Source organism: Bradyrhizobium cenepequi, from assembly GCF_020329485.1.
GTDB classification, from domain to species: domain Bacteria; phylum Pseudomonadota; class Alphaproteobacteria; order Rhizobiales; family Xanthobacteraceae; genus Bradyrhizobium; species Bradyrhizobium cenepequi.
On the sequence record NZ_JAGKJI010000002.1, the window covers coordinates 81,706 to 96,513 of the forward strand.

The window sequence follows — 14,808 nt, forward strand, 5'->3', positions numbered from 1 at the left end:
GGCCTTTGCGTGCCAGAGGTGTCCGCATTCCTAGCACCCGCCGCGTCGTGGAGCGATGCGGCACAGCATCCCGCGTCATATCCTACAGATGGATCACGCCGCGCCGCGCCGCATGCGCCACCGCATCGGTGCGACCGGTGGCGTCGAGCTTGTCGAGCAGCGAGCTGACGTGGAATTTGGCCGTGTGCACCGATATCCCCAGCTGCCGCGCAATCGCCTTGTTCGAGGCGCCCTCGGCCATCAGCGCCAGCACGTCGCGCTCGCGCGGCGTTAGCTCGATCTCCGACCGCTCGCCCGCTAGCTGATCCCGCGAGACCAGCGCGATGCTCGCCGCTTCTCCCGGCGCGGCAAGGCGCAAGCCTGCGACGCCGCCGAGCAGCGAGGCGAGCCGGTCCGCAAGCGCGGGGTCGCCGACGTCGATGGCGACGACGAGGGGATGCGAGGTCTCTTCGCTCACGTCTCCGGCCTCTCGCCGACCGTCAGCTTGAACCGCACCGGCTCACCGCCGCGCCGCACCGCCACATCGACGGTGGCGCCGACACTGTCGGGCCCGAGCGCCCGCAGCAGCGCCCGCACGCCGGAGATCTTCTCGTCGTTCCAGCCGACGATCACGTCGCCTTGCCGGATGCCGGCGGCCGCCGAGGGGCCGGTCTTGTCGACGCTCATCACCATCGCGCCGATGCCGTCGTCGAGCTTCACCGGCTGCAGGCCGAGCCCGAGATAGCCGCGCGCGATCCGGCCATAGGTTGCGAGGCGGCTTGCCACACGCTCGATGGTCGCGGCCGGGATGACAAGGACGCGTCGTGCGCCGAGCACGGCCATGCCGATGACGTCGCCGGAGGCATTGAGCGCCAGCCCACCCTCATGGCTTGGCCTCAGCCGAATGTCGAGTTCGATGCGCGCATCGATCTCGCCGCCGCGCAGGCTGCGCCAGGCGCCGCCGACCAGCGATATCAGGCCGAGCGCCGCCGCGGGCGCGCCACGCTCGGCGGCGACGACCAACGCCAGCGATCCAAGCGCCGGCACTTCGGATGAAAGCTTGATTGGCGCAATGTTGCCGGCGTCGAACCGCAACAGGGCGATATCGGTGGTGTGATCGCGTCCGGCGATGGTCGCAGACCGCTCCGTTCCGTCGGCCAAGCGGATGATGACCTCGCCTTCTTCGGCCAGCGCCTCATCGGCGGTGACGACGAGGCCCGTCTTCCAGACGAAGCCCGAAGCGCGCGAGCGGTGCGAGTGCACGGAGACGACGGCAGGCGCGGCGCGGGCGACGATGTCGGCCATCACGCTGGAGGACGTGGCAAGCACTGAGGGATCAGACATGGCAACACTCCGTTGGATTGTCCCCGATCTGGGCACGCTCCGGCGCCGTTGGAAACTGCCCGGGTGGGCAGGGCAAACAGCCGCCTCTTCAGAGAACGGTATCCTTCTTGCACCAGATGTGCATTGCGGCTCTCGAAACGAGACCTGGCTTCCCAATTCTCCAGCCCGACTGGAATTCCCGATATGACCGACATCTTGATCCGAAATGCCCGCTTGCGGGGTCGGGGCGACGCGCTCTCCGATATTGCGATTTCGGATCGCGTCATTGTCGAGATAGGGCCTCGCCTCGGCAGCGATGCCCGCCTGTTGCTGGATGCTGGCGGAAACCTGGTCACGCCGCCTTACGTCAATGCCCATCTGCATCTTTTGTGGATGACGAAGGAACAGGACATCGCCACGCTCTATGATATGATCACGTCGCGACCGGCAGCGGCGATCAATCTGGCGAAGTGCGGGATCGAGGCGGGATATCCGGCCAACCTTGTCGTGCTTGATCAGCCCGATGTCACGAACGTGCTTCGCTTTCACGCTCCACCCGCCGCCGTCATTAGCCACGGGCGCATGATTGATCTTGCGCATATGAGCGATCTTGCCCAAATCAGCCGGAGGTGAGGATGGGGTCTTCGGAGGGACGGATGAGCGATTTGCAAGATGCTGCGCCGCGGTCGGCCGGCGAGATTACGAGCTATCACGCCCATATCTATTATGATCCGGCGACGACGCGGCCTGAGGCTGAGCGCTTGAGGACATGGATCGGCGAGCGCTTCTCCGTCACGCTAGGCCGATGGCACGACGTGAAGGTCGGGCCGCACGATCAGGCCATGTACCAGGTGGCTTTTGCCAAGGAGGTGTTTGCCGAGTTGGTGCCCTGGCTGATGCTCAATCACGGCAGCCTCAGCATCCTCGTGCATCCGAACACGACCAATCCGCGCCGCGACCATCTGGCTGATCCGCTCTGGATCGGCCAGCCGCTCGCCGTGCACGGCGAGAAGCTGCCCGAGGAGACCGAACTCGAGCAGGCGTCTGCGCCAAATACGACGCCGCACCTTCGGCCGTGAGGTTTGTAGGATGAGCAAAGCGACCCCCATCCTCGGCTGCCTCAACGAGCACAAGCTGAAGCGTGCCCACTATCAAGCACTCGGCTCGTGATGGTGGGCACGCTTCCGCCGGTGTTTGTTGGGTCAGCACAGAGCGGGGTCGCTTTGCCCACCCTACGAATTCGCGCATCAATTCGCGCTGTCGATCAGGTTTTCCAGCAGCCGCTTCAATTCGTTGGTGGACTTGTTGCCGTAGTTCTCGACGATATGCGCTTCCTGGCTCATCGCCAGCGAGTTTAGCCGCTGACACAAAATCTTTCCGCGGTCGGAGCAGAACATCAGCACCTTGCGGCGGTCCTTGGGATCCTGGACGCGGTAGACGAGGGCATCTGATACCATGCGGTCGATGATCTTCGTCAGCGTCGGATGGTTGAGCAGCACGGCTTCGGCGAGCTCGCCCATCGAACGTCCGTTGCCATCGAACAGGACCTTCAGGATACGCCACTGCTCGACCGGCACACCTTCCTTGGCCAGACGCGATTCAAGCTGCCGGTTGATTTCCCGGTTGGCTTGCGCGAGCAGGTAAGCGAGATGTTCGGTGAGGGGGGTATCTTGGCTTGGCGGTTTGGCCACGGTTGGAGACTTTGTTTTGACCCTGATGAGCGAATGACTGGCGCTGATTGCCCGTTCTATATGCATGGCAATTGTTGAAGTTTCAATATTTTCGCCTAGGATATTTGTCGAACGGGTGGGAAACCGGCGGCGGGCGCATCGATGCGCTGCGCGACAAGGGGCGACGTGTCGGACAGGAGTGGGCGTGCTCTCAACAGTCAGCGTCAATTGCGGCGGCGCCCCCATGCCGCCCTTTGTGTTCAGAGACTTGTCGGCCCCGACGACCGATCCGTCCTGGCATCCTGCTGATGTCGGCTTCAGCAAGCGCGGTGGCGCCCACAACAAGTTGAGGATAGCGAACTTCCTGACGTTCTCCGGTTCGCCGGGAATCTGGGGACCGGCCACCACCAACGCGGTGTTGCTTGCGGTCTCCGAGATCAATCGTCGCGGCGGCATTCTGGGTCGCGAGATCGAATTGACGATGCTGGATGCCGGCGGCCCGATCGAGGACGTCGTGCGCCGCGCCGCGCAGGCGGTTGCCCTCGACGAGGTCGACGTGATCATGGGCTCGCACATCAGTGCGGTCCGCGTCGCGCTGCGCAAGATCACCGGCGGCCGCGTGCCCTATATCTATACGCCGGTCTATGAGGGTGGCGAGCGGACGCCGGGCGTGATTGCGATCGGCGAGACGCCGCGCTGGCAGAGCCGTCCGGCGGTCCATTGGCTTGCCGATGTCAAGAAGGCCTCGCGCTGGTATCTGATCGGCAGCGACTATGTCTGGCCGTGGCAGTCGCACCGCGCAGTGAAGAAATACATCGCCGAGACCGGCGGGCAGGTGGTCGGCGAGGAATTCGTTCCCGTCGGCGAGGACAATCATTCAGCGCATCTCGCCCGCATCCGTGCCGCGCGTCCCGATGTCGTGCTGATCTCGCTGATCGGCACCGACAGCATCACCTTCAACCGCGCCTTTGCCGAGAGCGGCCTGGCGGCCACGACGCTCAGGCTGGCCGGCGCCATGGATGAGACCGTGCTGCTCGGCATCGGTGCCGACAACACCGAGAACCTGTTCTGCGCTTCCGGCTATTTCATCGGCATCGGCTCGCGCGCCAATGATGACTTCCTCAGTCAATATCACGCCACGTTCGGCCCCACAGCACCGCCGATTGGTTCGGTTGCGCAGTCGAATTACGAGGGCCTGCGCTTCCTGCAGGCCGCGGCTGAGCGCGCGGGCTCGCTGGCGTTCAAGCCGCTGCTCACGGCCGGTCGCAACATCGTCTATTCCGGCGCGCGCGGGCCAATCACCATTCGCAACGGCCGCGCCGAGATGCCGATGTATCTCGCCGAAGCCGACGGCCTCGATTTCAAGTTGATCAAGACGATCTGACGTACGGAAGGAATTGCGCGCGCCGTCCCGTAAAATAATCCTTGAAAAGGAAAATATTTCCGTCTGTAATACCTCTGCGGCTTTCGGGTGGGGACCGCCGTCCTCGCATCCATTCCGCGGCCGCGCGCATCATCAAGCTTCCAGGGAGAGTGTCTTGTCCGTCGTGCTTCCGACCCCAACGCAACTTCGCGCGGTCGCCGCGCAATGCGGCCTCGCGCTTTCCGACGAAGATGTCGCTTCGTTCCGCGGGCTGATGCAAAGCTCGGTCGACGCCTACAACCTCGTCGCTGCGATGCCCGACGAGGTGCCGCCTGTGAAATATCCGCGCACGCCAGGCTATCGGCCGGGCCAAGAGGAGAATCCGCGCAACGCCTGGTACCGCAAGGCGACGGTGCAGGGTGCGCCCAGCGGCAAGCTCAAGGGCAAGAAGGTCGCGCTGAAGGACAACATCATGCTGGCCGGCGTGCCCATGATGAACGGCTCGGCGACGCTCGAAGGTTATGTCCCCGATTTCGATGCGACGATCGTGACGCGCATGCTCGATGCCGGTGCGGAGATCGCCGGCAAGACGCATTGCGAGTCCTTCTGCATCTCCGGCGGCAGCCACACCAATTCCACCGGGCCGGTGCATAACCCCCACAAGATGGGCTATTCGGCCGGCGGATCGTCGTCGGGCAGCGGCGTCGTGGTGGCGCTTGGCGAAGTCGACATGGCGATCGGCGGTGACCAGGGCGGCTCGATCCGCATGCCGTCCTCGTTCTGCGGCACCTATGGCATGAAGCCGACCTGGGGGCTCGTACCCTACACGGGCGTAATGCCGATCGAGATCTTCGTCGATCACACCGGGCCGATGACGGCGACGGTTGAAGACAATGCGTTGCTGCTCGAGGTGCTCGCCGGCGACGACGGATACGATCCCCGCATCAAGGCGCCCAAGGTCGATGAATATACCAAGGCGCTCGGCCAGGGCGTGAAGGGATTGAAGATCGCCGTGCTCAAGGAAGGTTTTGAGCAGGCGGGAGCGGAGCCCGCTGTGAATGAAAGCGTTCGCGAGGCGGCCAAGCGCTTCAAGGACCTTGGCGCATCCGTCAGCGACGTCTCCATTCCGATGCATCTGCTCGGTCCCGCGATCTGGATGCCGATCGGCACTGAAGGCATGACGCAGACCATGATGTACGGCGACGGCTATGGTTTGAGCCGTTCCGACCTCTATTCGACGTCGCTGATGGATTTCCACCGCGGCTGGCGGCGGCAGGCGGATTCGCTTTCCGAAACCACCAAGCTGTTGCTGCTGTTCGGCACTTACATCAACAACACCTTCGGCCCGCGCTACTACGGCAAGGCGGTGAATATCTCGCGCCGGCTAACGGCCGCCTATGATGCGGTGTTCAAGGACTACGATCTGTTGCTGCTGCCGACCACGCCGATGAAGGCGACGGCGCTGCCGCCGGCGAATATGAGCCGCGAGGACTATGTCGCGCGCGCGTTCGAGATGATCACCAACACTTCGCCGTTCGACATCACCCATCATCCGGCGATGTCGCTGCCGTGCGGCATGGTCGATGGCCTGCCTGTCGGGCTCATGCTGGTCGGTCGCCACTTCGAGGAGTCCACCATCTACCGCGCCGCGCACGCCTTCGAGCAGTCCGGCGACTGGAAGAAGATGTGAGGAGGCTTTCGTTGCACTTCGGCCGGATCGCGATGCATGGCTAGTGCATTCGTCGCCGCTTTCGAAATCCTGAGCTTCGGCGCGATCATCGTCCTTGTCGTGCTGGGGCTCGGGATCATCGCCAGCATGATGGGCATCTTCAACTTTGCGCAGGGCGAGTTCGTCCTGCTGGGAGCCTACGTCACCTATCTCGCCTACAGCCATGGCATTCCGGTCTGGGTCGGCATGGCGGCCGCACCGTTTCTGGTCGGCGCACTCGGCTTCGTGCTCGAGGCGCTGATCATCCGGCGCTTCTACGCGGCGCCGATCGTCGCGATGCTCGGCACCTATGCGCTCGGCCTCATCATCCGCGAATGCGTGCGCGGCCTGATCGGCGGGCTCTATCTGTCGGTGCCGGAGCCGATCGGCGGCTCGATCGATCTCGGCAGCGTCCACATCTCGGCGTGGCGTTTCACCATCATCGTGGTCACGATCCTGGTGATAATCGGCTGCTATCTGCTGCTGTCGCGCACCACTTTCGGCCTGCGGGTGCGTGCCACGCTGGAAAACCCGGCGCTGGCACGGGCGTCCGGCATTTCCACCGCCGCGATGTACGGCACCACCTTTGCCTTCGGTGCGGCGCTTGCGGGGCTGGCCGGCGCGCTGCTGGTGCCGGTGTTCAGCCTGTTCGCCGATCTCGGTATCCGCTTCCTGATCCAGGGCTTTGTCGCGGTCATGGTCGGTGGCGTCGGCTCGTTCATCGGCCCGGTGGCGGGCGCGGCCGTGATCGGCACGCTCAGTGCAGCACTGCCGTGGGTGATGGCGCCCGTTATCGCCGACATCCTCGTCTTCGTGCTGGCCATCGTCTTCATCAAATTCCGGCCGCAAGGCCTGCTTTCGGGAAAAGGGGTCTAGTCTTATGCGTAGCGATCATTTGAAGTTGAGCCGGCGTCGTTTCCTGCAGAACTTTGCCTTTGCCTCCACCGCGATCACGACCGGTGTGGGAAGCTGGGTGATCCGTCCCGAATGGGCCAATGCCGCCGAAGGTCCGATCAAGGTCGGCATCGCCACCGACCTGACGGGGCCGATCGCCTATGCCGGCAATGCCGACGCCAACACGGCCAAGATGGTGGTCAAGGAGATCAACGATGCCGGCGGCCTGCTCGGCCGTCCGATCGAACTCTTCATCGAAGATACTGCGTCGAATGAATCGGTCGCGGTCGGCAATGTCCGCAAGCTGATCCAGCGCGACAAGGTGGATCTTGTGCTCGGCGGTATCACAAGCTCGATGCGCAACGCGATCAAGGACCCGATCGTCGCCCGCGGCAAGACGCTCTACATCTATCCGCAGCTTTACGAGGGCAAGGAATGCACGCCCTATCTGTTCTGCACCGGGCCGACGCCGGCGCAGCAGTGCGACGAGTTCATCCCCTGGCTGATCAAGAACGGCGGCAAGCGCTTTGCGTTGCCAAGCGCCAATTACGTCTGGCCGCATACGCTCAACGTCTATGCGCGCAACGTGATCGAGGCCAATGGCGGCGAGGTGATCTTCGAGGAATATTACCCGCTCGATCAGGTCGATTTCAGCGCCACCGTCAACCGCATCATCTCCAACAAGGTCGACGTCGTCTTCAACACGGTGATCCCGCCCGGCGTCGGTCCGTTCTTCAAACAGCTCTATGAGGCTGGCTTCCTCAAGAATGGCGGCCGGCTGTCCTGCGTCTACTATGACGAGAACACGCTCAACATCAACCAGGCCAACGAGATTGAAGGGCTCGCAAGCTGCCTCGACTACTTCAAGGCGCTGACCAAAGACGATCCGGTCAGCGCCAAGATCCAGGCGGCCTATGAGAAGGATTTCCCCGGCAACTTCCTATTCGCCGCCGGCAGCGCCGCGACCGGCACCTATCGCGGCCTGAAGCTGTGGGCGGCCGCCGTGAAGGAGGCCGGCAAGATCGATCGCGAGTCCGTTGCGGCTGCGCTCGATCACGCCAAGATCGCGGAAGGCCCGGGCGGTCCTGCCGAGATGGTGCCGGGCAAGCGACACTGCAAGATGAACATGTACACCGCGGTCGCCAAGGGCGGCGTGTACGATATCGTGGCCCGCAGCAGCGGGCTGGTCGACCCCAAGGAATGTTGAGTGAAGAATGGGCGCAACCGAGCAGGCGGTTCGTACGGGGATCGACGAACAGCCGGACCTCTCGATGGCTGAGCGCGGCGCGAGCGCCGCACTGGTGTCACAGGCAAGGGCGCCGCGCAGGGTCCTGCCGATCGTGGAAATCCTGGCGCTTTTGGTCGCAGTCTTCCTGCCGTTGGTGCTGCAGGATTATCTCACCGTGTTCGCCACCCGCGTCATCATCCTCGCGCTGTTCGCGCTGTCGTTCGACCTCGTTTGGGGCTATGCCGGCATCATGAGCTTTGGGCAGGCCCTGTTCTTCGGCTCGGCCGGCTACGGCGTGGCGCTGCTTGCGCGCGACCTCAATGTCACCTCGATCGTCCTGGTGCTGCCGGCGGCGATGCTGATCGGGCTGATAGTCTCGCTCCTGCTCGGAGGCTTCCTGCTGCTCGGCCGCAATCCATCGAGCATGATCTTCGTCGCGCTCGGCACGCTCACGGGATCCTACGCCGCCGATCGCCTGGCGCGGGGCTGGTACTATCTCGGCGGGCAGAACGGCATCCCTTCGATCCCGCCGATGTCGCTCGGCAGCTACGATCTTACGGAGGGGCCGGTCTATTACTACTTCGCGCTCGGCATTCTGCTGGTCGTCTATCTCCTGTGCCGCTTCCTGGTGCGCTCGCAATTCGGTCTTGCGCTCGCAGGTCTGCGCGAGAACGAGCAGCGCATCGCCTTCTTCGGCTACAAGGCCCAGCATCTGAAGGCGATCGTCTTCGCTGTCGGCGGCACCATCGCAGGGTTGGCTGGCGGGCTCTATGCGTTTCATGAGGGTTTCGTCTGGCCCAACATGCTGGGCGTCGTGATCTCGACCCAGGTCGTACTCTACGTCCTGTTCGGCGGATCGGGCACGTTGATCGGCGCTGTCATCGGCGCCGTAATCATCGAGGGCGTCAGCTTCTGGCTGTCGGACAATTACCGCGACATCTGGCCGATCCTCCTCGGTATCTTGCTGCTGCTGGTGATCCTGTTCCGTCCGCTCGGCCTGATCAGCTTCGTGCTCGGCGAACGCGAGCGCGTCGGCAGCTTTGGCGGAAAGGCAAAGGGGAGCCGCCATGCCGCTCCTTGAAGCCACTGGCATCAAGAAGGTGTTCGGCAAGCTGACCGCGCTTGACGGTGCGGGTTTGACAGTGTCCGAGAACGAATTTCACGGCCTGATCGGCCCGAACGGCTCAGGCAAGAGCACGCTGATGAAATGCGTCGCCGGCGCCGAAACGCCGACCGAGGGCACCGTATATTTTGCCGGCAGCGACATCACCGCGCTGTCGCCGACCGAGCGTGCCCGCGCCGGCATGAGTCTGAAATTCCAGATCACCAGCGTGCTGCCGTCGCTGACGCTCTACGACAACATCCTGCTGGCGCTGCAGGCGCAATGCTCGCTGCTCGACCTCGTGCTGTCGCGCACCCGCGGCGTATTGCACGACCAGGTCATGGCGATGCTCACGCAATTCCGGCTCGCCGATCGCGCCCATGACGCGGCGGCGACGCTGTCGCACGGCCAGCAGCAATGGCTGGAGATCGCGATGGCGCTCGCCGGCAAGCCGCGACTGTTGCTGCTCGACGAGCCGACTGGCGGCATGAGCTTGGAGGAGCGGCGGGTCACCGGCGAATTGCTGCAGCCGATCAAGTCGCATTGCTCGCTCGTGATCGTCGAGCACGACCTCGATTTCATCCGTGACATCTGCGATCGCTTGACCGTGCTCGACCAGGGGAAGGTGCTGGAGAGCGGCACGGTCGCCGAGATCCAGGCGAGCCCGGAGGTACAGGAGATCTATCTGCGCCGTGCCTGACAGCCAGTTCCTCGATATCGTCAATCTCGACGCCGGCTATGGCCGCAGCCAGGTGCTGTTCGGCGTCAATATGGGTATTCCCTGGCGCGGCGGCGTCGCCGTGCTCGGCCGCAACGGCGCCGGCAAGACCACGCTGATGAAGACCATCGTCGGCGAACTCGGCCTGTCCAGGGGCGAGCTCAAATTCGACGGCAAGGACATCGGCCGCCGCCCGACCGAAGAGCGCGTGCGGCTCGGCATCGGCTATGTGCCGCAGGAGCATTCGGTATTCGCGCGGCTGTCCGTGCGCGACAATCTCGCGGTCGGCGCGCTCTATAATCGCGACGCAGCCGCCATCGACCGGGTGCTGGCGATCTTCCCGAAGCTGGCGCAGCGGCTCGACCAACCCGCCGGCACGCTGTCGGGCGGTGAGCGCAAGATGCTGGCGATCGGCCGCGCGATGCTCGGCGATCCAAAACTGCTGCTGTTGGATGAACCGACCGAGGGCGTCTGGATCGGCGTGATCGAGGAGATCACCGAGCGCCTGATCGAGCTGGCAAAGGACATCGCGGTCGTCATCGTCGAGCAGCACCTCGACCTTGCATTGCGGGTGGCGGATTACGCCTATGTCCTCGACCGTGGCCGGGTGGCGCTGCAGGGCCCGGCCACCGAGGTACGCCGCGACCCCGAATTGCTGCGGTATCTGGCTCCTTAGATGGAGGCTTGCGCGGGCCTTTTCGGGATCACTTTTGGGGGCAAGGGGGTATTTGGTCTCGATTGTGCCCAACTCTTGTTCCGTGATATCTCCAGTCATTCGGTGAATCCTTATCTGGAGCCCGTCAGAGGCTCCGATGCGCCGAACCGGGGTTAGATGGGTCGTATTGGGACAGGTGCAGCCGAGCGCCCGCGGGGTGGTGCTCGATGGGTGGGCAAGGCGACATTTTCTGTCGCCTCGTTTGCATTGGCGTCTGCTCTTGCCGCCTGGATCACAGAAGTTAACCCCTTGGATTTGCTGCGTGCTCCCGCGCTGGCGAAGAGCACCGCGGCGATTTCCTTCGACGATCGTTTCGGGACGCGCTCAACGCTCGATTCCGCCTTCATCTACTATCCCTCGCGCCCGGTTCTGCGGGGCGGGCGCACCGATTTCAACGCGGAATTCGCCCATATCCAGGGTTCGCTGGGCGAGGAGCTGCGCGACACTCAGACTGATGAACCCGCGCAATCCACTCCGGCCAGCCTGCCGCCTCCCACGGTCGCCGCGGTTCCACTGCCGCGGTCGCGCCCGGTCGAAGCCAACCTGCAGGTCAAGGACAACCCGGCCCCCCTGCCGGCGCCGGTAGCCCAGGCCGAAGACCGCTCGCTGTGGGAGAAGATCACTGACTGGGTGCCGGGACGGCTGCAACTGGCGTCGCTGGAGCCGAATGGCGGAATCGGAATCCTTCCCGGTACCGGGCCAAGGCCGACCACGCTCGGCTATGACAGCACCACCGCCGTCTACGACATCACGGCGCGTACCGTTTACATGCCTGACGGCACCAAGCTCGAGGCACATTCGGGCCTCGGCAGCCTGATGGATGACCCATCGCGTGTGAATGCCCGCAACGCCGGCGCGACCCCGCCCGGCATCTACGAGATGAAGCCGCGCGAGAAGCTGTTTCATGGCGTACCGGCCCTGCGCATGATACCGGTCGATGGCACTGATACGCTCGGGCGCGCTGGCCTCTTGGCCCACAGCTACATGCTCGGCCCGAACGGTGATTCCAACGGCTGCGTGTCGATCAAGAACTACGACCATTTCCTGAAGGCCTATCGCAACGGCGACATCAGGCGCCTGGTGGTCGTGATCAGGCTGAACGATCGCCCACCGCAGGCCGCAGCCACGCGCTCGGCGTCGCAGTCGTAGCCTTACCCCCGCAAGCGCCGCTTGCGGGGGGGCGGCTCCTCCACACGGGCAGTGTGACTAGCGGCAGACCCCCATCCCAACCTTCCCCCTTTCAGGGGTAAGGAGCGCGCCGCGCAAGCGGTTGCATGTCACCTCCCCTTAAAAGGTGGAGGCCGGTTTGCGCGGACGCGCAAACCGGGTGGGGATCAGCTCTCTCCACTTGCACTTATGCTCCGGAGGTGCGTACTCCAGCTTTCTCGGAGCGGGCTATGCCCGTCTTCGGCAAGCCAAGAGGGAGAGGCAACTAACCACCGATCTCCTTGCGGACCAGCGCGGCGGCATCGCACATCGCCTTCAGCTTTCCGAATGCGACGTGGCGCGGCATGTATTTCATGCCGCAATCGGGCGCGACTACCAGCCGCTCGGGGGGCACCTGCTTCAGGCCGTTGCGGATGCGTCCGGCGACCGTCTCCACGGACTCGATCTCGGGATTGCCGAGGTCGAGCACGCCCAACATGATGTTCTTCGACGACAGCTCCTTGAGCACGCCGAGATCGAGCTTCGGCTGCGCCGCCTCGATCGAGATCTGGTCGGCGGTGGTGTCGTTGAGCTCGCCGAGGAAGGAATAGCCCGCCGGCTTGGTCGAGCCAGGGACAACAGCGGCATAGCCGAAGCAGAGATGGACGACGGTCGGCACGGTGATGCCTTGAAGCGCGCGGTTGATCGCCTTCACGGCATAGCGTTTTGCCAGGTCCGGATTGTTGCGCACCCAGGGCTCGTCGAGCTGGATCACGTCGGCGCCGGCCTTCTGCAGCTCGATCGCCTCGGCGTTGACGGCTTCGGCAAAGGCCATCGCGAGCTCCTCGTCGTCCTTGTAGAACTCGTTCTTGGCCTGCTGGCTCATGGTGAACGGGCCGGGCAGGGTGATCTTGGCCGGACGATCGGTATTCTGCCGCAGGAACTCCATGTCATGCAGCTCGACCGCGCGCGTGCGCTTCACCGCACCGACCACGCGCGGCACTGGCGTCGGCTGGCTGCCGGTGCGGGCGGTGATGATCGCGGGGTTCTCGTCATCGATTCCTTCGAGCGCGGTCGCAAACCGGTTGGAGTAGCTTTCGCGGCGGATCTCGCCGTCGGTGACGATATCGATGCCGGCGCGCTCCATGTCTCTGATCGCGACGATGGTCGCATCGTCCTGCGCTTCTTCGAGGTGCTCGCCCGGCAGCCGCCACATCGCATGCAGGCGGGTGCGCGGCACGACCTTCGACAGCATGGCGCGATCGACCAGCCATTCCGGCTGCGGGTAGCTGCCGACCACGGTGGTCGGCAGGAGATGCGTCGGGAGGTTCATGAAATTCTCCTTGTTGTTCTTCGCTAAAGCGTTTTCGAGCGAAGTGGATACCGGTTCGCGTGAAGAAAACGCGTCAAGACAAGAATCTGAGGGATCAGGCCGCACGGGTCGCTGCGGCTGCAGCTTCGTCCTGCACAGGATTGCGCAGCACGCCGATGCCGGAAATCTCGACCTCGACCACATCGCCGCCCTTCATCCAGAGCGGCGGGTTGCGATAGGCGCCGACGCCGCCGGTGGTACCCGTGACGATCACGTCGCCGGGCGCAAGCTCGGTGAAGGTTGAGCAGTAGGCGATCAGGGCAGGGACGTCGAACACGAGGTCCGAGATCGGCGCGGCCTGCACTTCGACGCCGTTGAGGCGGGTGGCGATGCTCTGCTTTCTGATGTCTGGGATTTCGTCCGTCGTCACCATCCACGGTCCGAACGCGCCGGTGCCGACGAAATTCTTGCCCGGCGCAAATTGCGAAGTGTGACGCTGCCAGTCGCGGATGCTGCCGTCATTGTAGCAGGCGTAGCCCGCCACATGCGAAAGCGCGGCTTCGCGGGAAATCCGCCGGCCGGCCTTGCCGATGATGACGGCCATCTCGCCTTCATAATCGAAACGCTCTGATTCCAGCGGCCGGATCATCGGCTGGCCGGCGCCGACCTGGCTGTTGGCGAAGCGGGTGAAGATCATCGGATGCGGCGGTGTTGGATGGCCGCTCTCGGCAAGATGCGTGGCGTAGTTGACGCCGATGCAAAGGATCTTGTCGGGATCGGGCACGGTCGGCAGCAGCTCGACATCCTTCAGCGCGTAGTCCGCGCGTTCGCCCTGCAGCTTCTTCAATTCGTCGAGCGAGCCTGTCGCAAGCAGCGCCTTCAGTGTACGAAAATCCTTCAGCCGCTTGCCGGCGTCGATCACGCCGGAGTCAGTGACAATGCCGTAGCTTGCGACACCAGCCGCCTTGAAACTTGCGATCTTCATGGTCTGACACTTTCTTCGATGGAGGAAACGTAGGCGTCGATAGGCAGCACGATCTCGCCCGAGCGGATCGGGACGCAGTCGGGCGGAAACTCCTGGCGGAAGCGAGCGCCAAGGACGGCGGCGCGGTCGACGAAATCCTCAAGATGGTCCATCGCGCCGGTTGGCAGGTCGTGCACCACCATCAGCGTCCATGGCTGTGAACGGCACTGATCGAGCGCGCGGCTGACCCAGCCATCCGGATCCTCCCAGTCGCGCGGGATCGCATTCCAGAGCACGCAGCTATGTTTGTTGCGGGTGAGGTAATCGACCACAGATGGCTTGAGCAGCCGGTTGTCGAGATTGCCGCCGCCGCCAAACGGCCGGAACCAGCGCTGCGGATGGGCGAGGGCACCGATCGCCGTCTGCGTGCGCCCGATCTCGTTCTCAGCGGTGTCCGCATCAGGTTGTTGGCCGAGCGGAACGCTGTGGGTGAAGGTGTGGTTGCCGATCCAGTGGCCTTCGCCGTGGGCGCGTGCCGCGAGCCTGCGCCGTTCGGGATCGTCAAGCTTCTCGCCGATCACAAAGAACGTCGTCTTGATCTCCCGCTCGCGCAGGATGTCGAGCACGCGTGGCGTGACGTCCGGCTCGGGCCCATTGTCGAAACTCAATGCCAGGTCAAACACGCT

At 63.9% G+C, this 14,808-nt stretch carries 16 protein-coding genes; 10 read left to right on the top strand and 6 right to left on the bottom strand.

Going from position 1 to position 14,808, the window contains the following annotated elements:
• Positions 1–82: 82 nt before the first annotated feature.
• Both J6497_RS03735 and J6497_RS03740 read right to left on the bottom strand, forming a co-directional pair.
• Entirely contained in the window at positions 83–457 is a 375-nt protein-coding gene (locus J6497_RS03735; RefSeq protein WP_225702880.1) for a response regulator transcription factor, read from the bottom strand.
• Positions 454–1,323 carry a S1C family serine protease gene (locus J6497_RS03740; protein WP_225702881.1) on the bottom strand — a complete coding sequence of 290 codons (870 nt, stop codon included), beginning with the start codon at positions 1,321–1,323 and terminating at the stop codon, positions 454–456. Before J6497_RS03740 ends, J6497_RS03735 begins: the two co-directional genes overlap by 4 nt.
• Before the next feature lie 63 nt (positions 1,324–1,386).
• On the opposite strand from J6497_RS03740, the gene J6497_RS03745 reads away from it, so the two are divergent.
• Positions 1,387–1,935 (top strand): amidohydrolase family protein, encoded by a 549-nt coding sequence (locus J6497_RS03745; RefSeq protein WP_225702882.1) that lies wholly within the window; start codon positions 1,387–1,389, stop codon positions 1,933–1,935.
• 23 nt (positions 1,936–1,958) lie between these two features.
• Entirely contained in the window at positions 1,959–2,381 is a 423-nt protein-coding gene (locus tag J6497_RS03750) for a DOPA 4,5-dioxygenase family protein (RefSeq protein WP_225702883.1), read from the top strand.
• Between the two features lie 168 nt (positions 2,382–2,549).
• Here the strand turns inward: J6497_RS03750 and J6497_RS03755 are convergent, their stop codons facing one another.
• A complete protein-coding gene (locus J6497_RS03755; protein ID WP_225703212.1) occupies positions 2,550–2,993 on the bottom strand; it encodes a MarR family winged helix-turn-helix transcriptional regulator in 444 nt (147 codons plus the stop codon).
• Between the two features lie 223 nt (positions 2,994–3,216).
• On the opposite strand from J6497_RS03755, the gene J6497_RS03760 reads away from it, so the two are divergent.
• The 8 genes from J6497_RS03760 to J6497_RS03795 all read left to right on the top strand — a co-directional run bounded on the left by J6497_RS03760 (position 3,217) and on the right by J6497_RS03795 (position 11,849).
• A complete protein-coding gene (locus tag J6497_RS03760; protein WP_249793367.1) occupies positions 3,217–4,356 on the top strand; it encodes a substrate-binding domain-containing protein in 1,140 nt (379 codons plus the stop codon).
• A 154-nt stretch (positions 4,357–4,510) separates the two neighbouring features.
• A complete protein-coding gene (locus tag J6497_RS03765) occupies positions 4,511–6,025 on the top strand; it encodes an amidase (RefSeq protein WP_225702885.1) in 1,515 nt (504 codons plus the stop codon).
• Positions 6,026–6,061: 36 nt separating this feature from the next.
• Positions 6,062–6,919, top strand: a complete 858-nt coding sequence (locus J6497_RS03770; protein WP_225702886.1) for a branched-chain amino acid ABC transporter permease — start codon at positions 6,062–6,064, stop codon at positions 6,917–6,919.
• Positions 6,920–6,923: 4 nt separating this feature from the next.
• Entirely contained in the window at positions 6,924–8,144 is a 1,221-nt protein-coding gene (locus tag J6497_RS03775; protein WP_225702887.1) for a substrate-binding protein, read from the top strand.
• 7 nt (positions 8,145–8,151) lie between these two features.
• Positions 8,152–9,246 carry a branched-chain amino acid ABC transporter permease gene (locus J6497_RS03780; protein ID WP_225702888.1) on the top strand — a complete coding sequence of 365 codons (1,095 nt, stop codon included), beginning with the start codon at positions 8,152–8,154 and terminating at the stop codon, positions 9,244–9,246.
• The gene (locus J6497_RS03785) at positions 9,233–9,967 is read left to right on the top strand and encodes an ABC transporter ATP-binding protein (RefSeq protein WP_225702889.1); all 735 of its coding nucleotides are present in this window, start codon (positions 9,233–9,235) and stop codon (positions 9,965–9,967) included. Before J6497_RS03780 ends, J6497_RS03785 begins: the two co-directional genes overlap by 14 nt.
• A complete protein-coding gene (locus J6497_RS03790) occupies positions 9,960–10,661 on the top strand; it encodes an ABC transporter ATP-binding protein (RefSeq protein WP_225702890.1) in 702 nt (233 codons plus the stop codon). Before J6497_RS03785 ends, J6497_RS03790 begins: the two co-directional genes overlap by 8 nt.
• Positions 10,662–10,949: 288 nt before the next feature.
• Positions 10,950–11,849: a DUF2778 domain-containing protein gene (locus J6497_RS03795; RefSeq protein ID WP_225702891.1), complete on the top strand. Its 900-nt coding sequence runs from the start codon at positions 10,950–10,952 to the stop codon at positions 11,847–11,849.
• A 283-nt stretch (positions 11,850–12,132) separates the two neighbouring features.
• Here the strand turns inward: J6497_RS03795 and J6497_RS03800 are convergent, their stop codons facing one another.
• The 3 genes from J6497_RS03800 to J6497_RS03810 form a co-directional block, all read right to left on the bottom strand.
• The gene (locus tag J6497_RS03800; RefSeq protein WP_225702892.1) at positions 12,133–13,179 is read right to left on the bottom strand and encodes a uroporphyrinogen decarboxylase family protein; all 1,047 of its coding nucleotides are present in this window, start codon (positions 13,177–13,179) and stop codon (positions 12,133–12,135) included.
• 94 nt (positions 13,180–13,273) lie between these two features.
• Positions 13,274–14,143 (bottom strand): fumarylacetoacetate hydrolase family protein, encoded by an 870-nt coding sequence (locus J6497_RS03805; protein ID WP_225702893.1) that lies wholly within the window; start codon positions 14,141–14,143, stop codon positions 13,274–13,276.
• Positions 14,140–14,805, bottom strand: coding sequence for a polysaccharide deacetylase family protein (locus J6497_RS03810; RefSeq protein WP_225702894.1), 666 nt, complete (start codon positions 14,803–14,805; stop codon positions 14,140–14,142). The genes J6497_RS03805 and J6497_RS03810 overlap by 4 nt, the downstream gene beginning before the upstream one ends.
• Between the last annotated feature and the right edge of the window lie 3 nt (positions 14,806–14,808).

Coding starts and splice junctions, on each gene's coding strand:
- J6497_RS03740 (WP_225702881.1), bottom strand. CDS start 1,323: ATGTCTGATCCCTCAGTGCTTGCCACGTCCTCCAGCGTGATGGCCGAC.
- J6497_RS03750 (WP_225702883.1), top strand. CDS start 1,959: ATGAGCGATTTGCAAGATGCTGCGCCGCGGTCGGCCGGCGAGATTACG.
- J6497_RS03760 (WP_249793367.1), top strand. CDS start 3,217: ATGCCGCCCTTTGTGTTCAGAGACTTGTCGGCCCCGACGACCGATCCG.
- J6497_RS03770 (WP_225702886.1), top strand. CDS start 6,062: ATGGCTAGTGCATTCGTCGCCGCTTTCGAAATCCTGAGCTTCGGCGCG.
- J6497_RS03775 (WP_225702887.1), top strand. CDS start 6,924: ATGCGTAGCGATCATTTGAAGTTGAGCCGGCGTCGTTTCCTGCAGAAC.
- J6497_RS03780 (WP_225702888.1), top strand. CDS start 8,152: ATGGGCGCAACCGAGCAGGCGGTTCGTACGGGGATCGACGAACAGCCG.
- J6497_RS03785 (WP_225702889.1), top strand. CDS start 9,233: ATGCCGCTCCTTGAAGCCACTGGCATCAAGAAGGTGTTCGGCAAGCTG.
- J6497_RS03800 (WP_225702892.1), bottom strand. CDS start 13,179: ATGAACCTCCCGACGCATCTCCTGCCGACCACCGTGGTCGGCAGCTAC.
- J6497_RS03805 (WP_225702893.1), bottom strand. CDS start 14,143: ATGAAGATCGCAAGTTTCAAGGCGGCTGGTGTCGCAAGCTACGGCATT.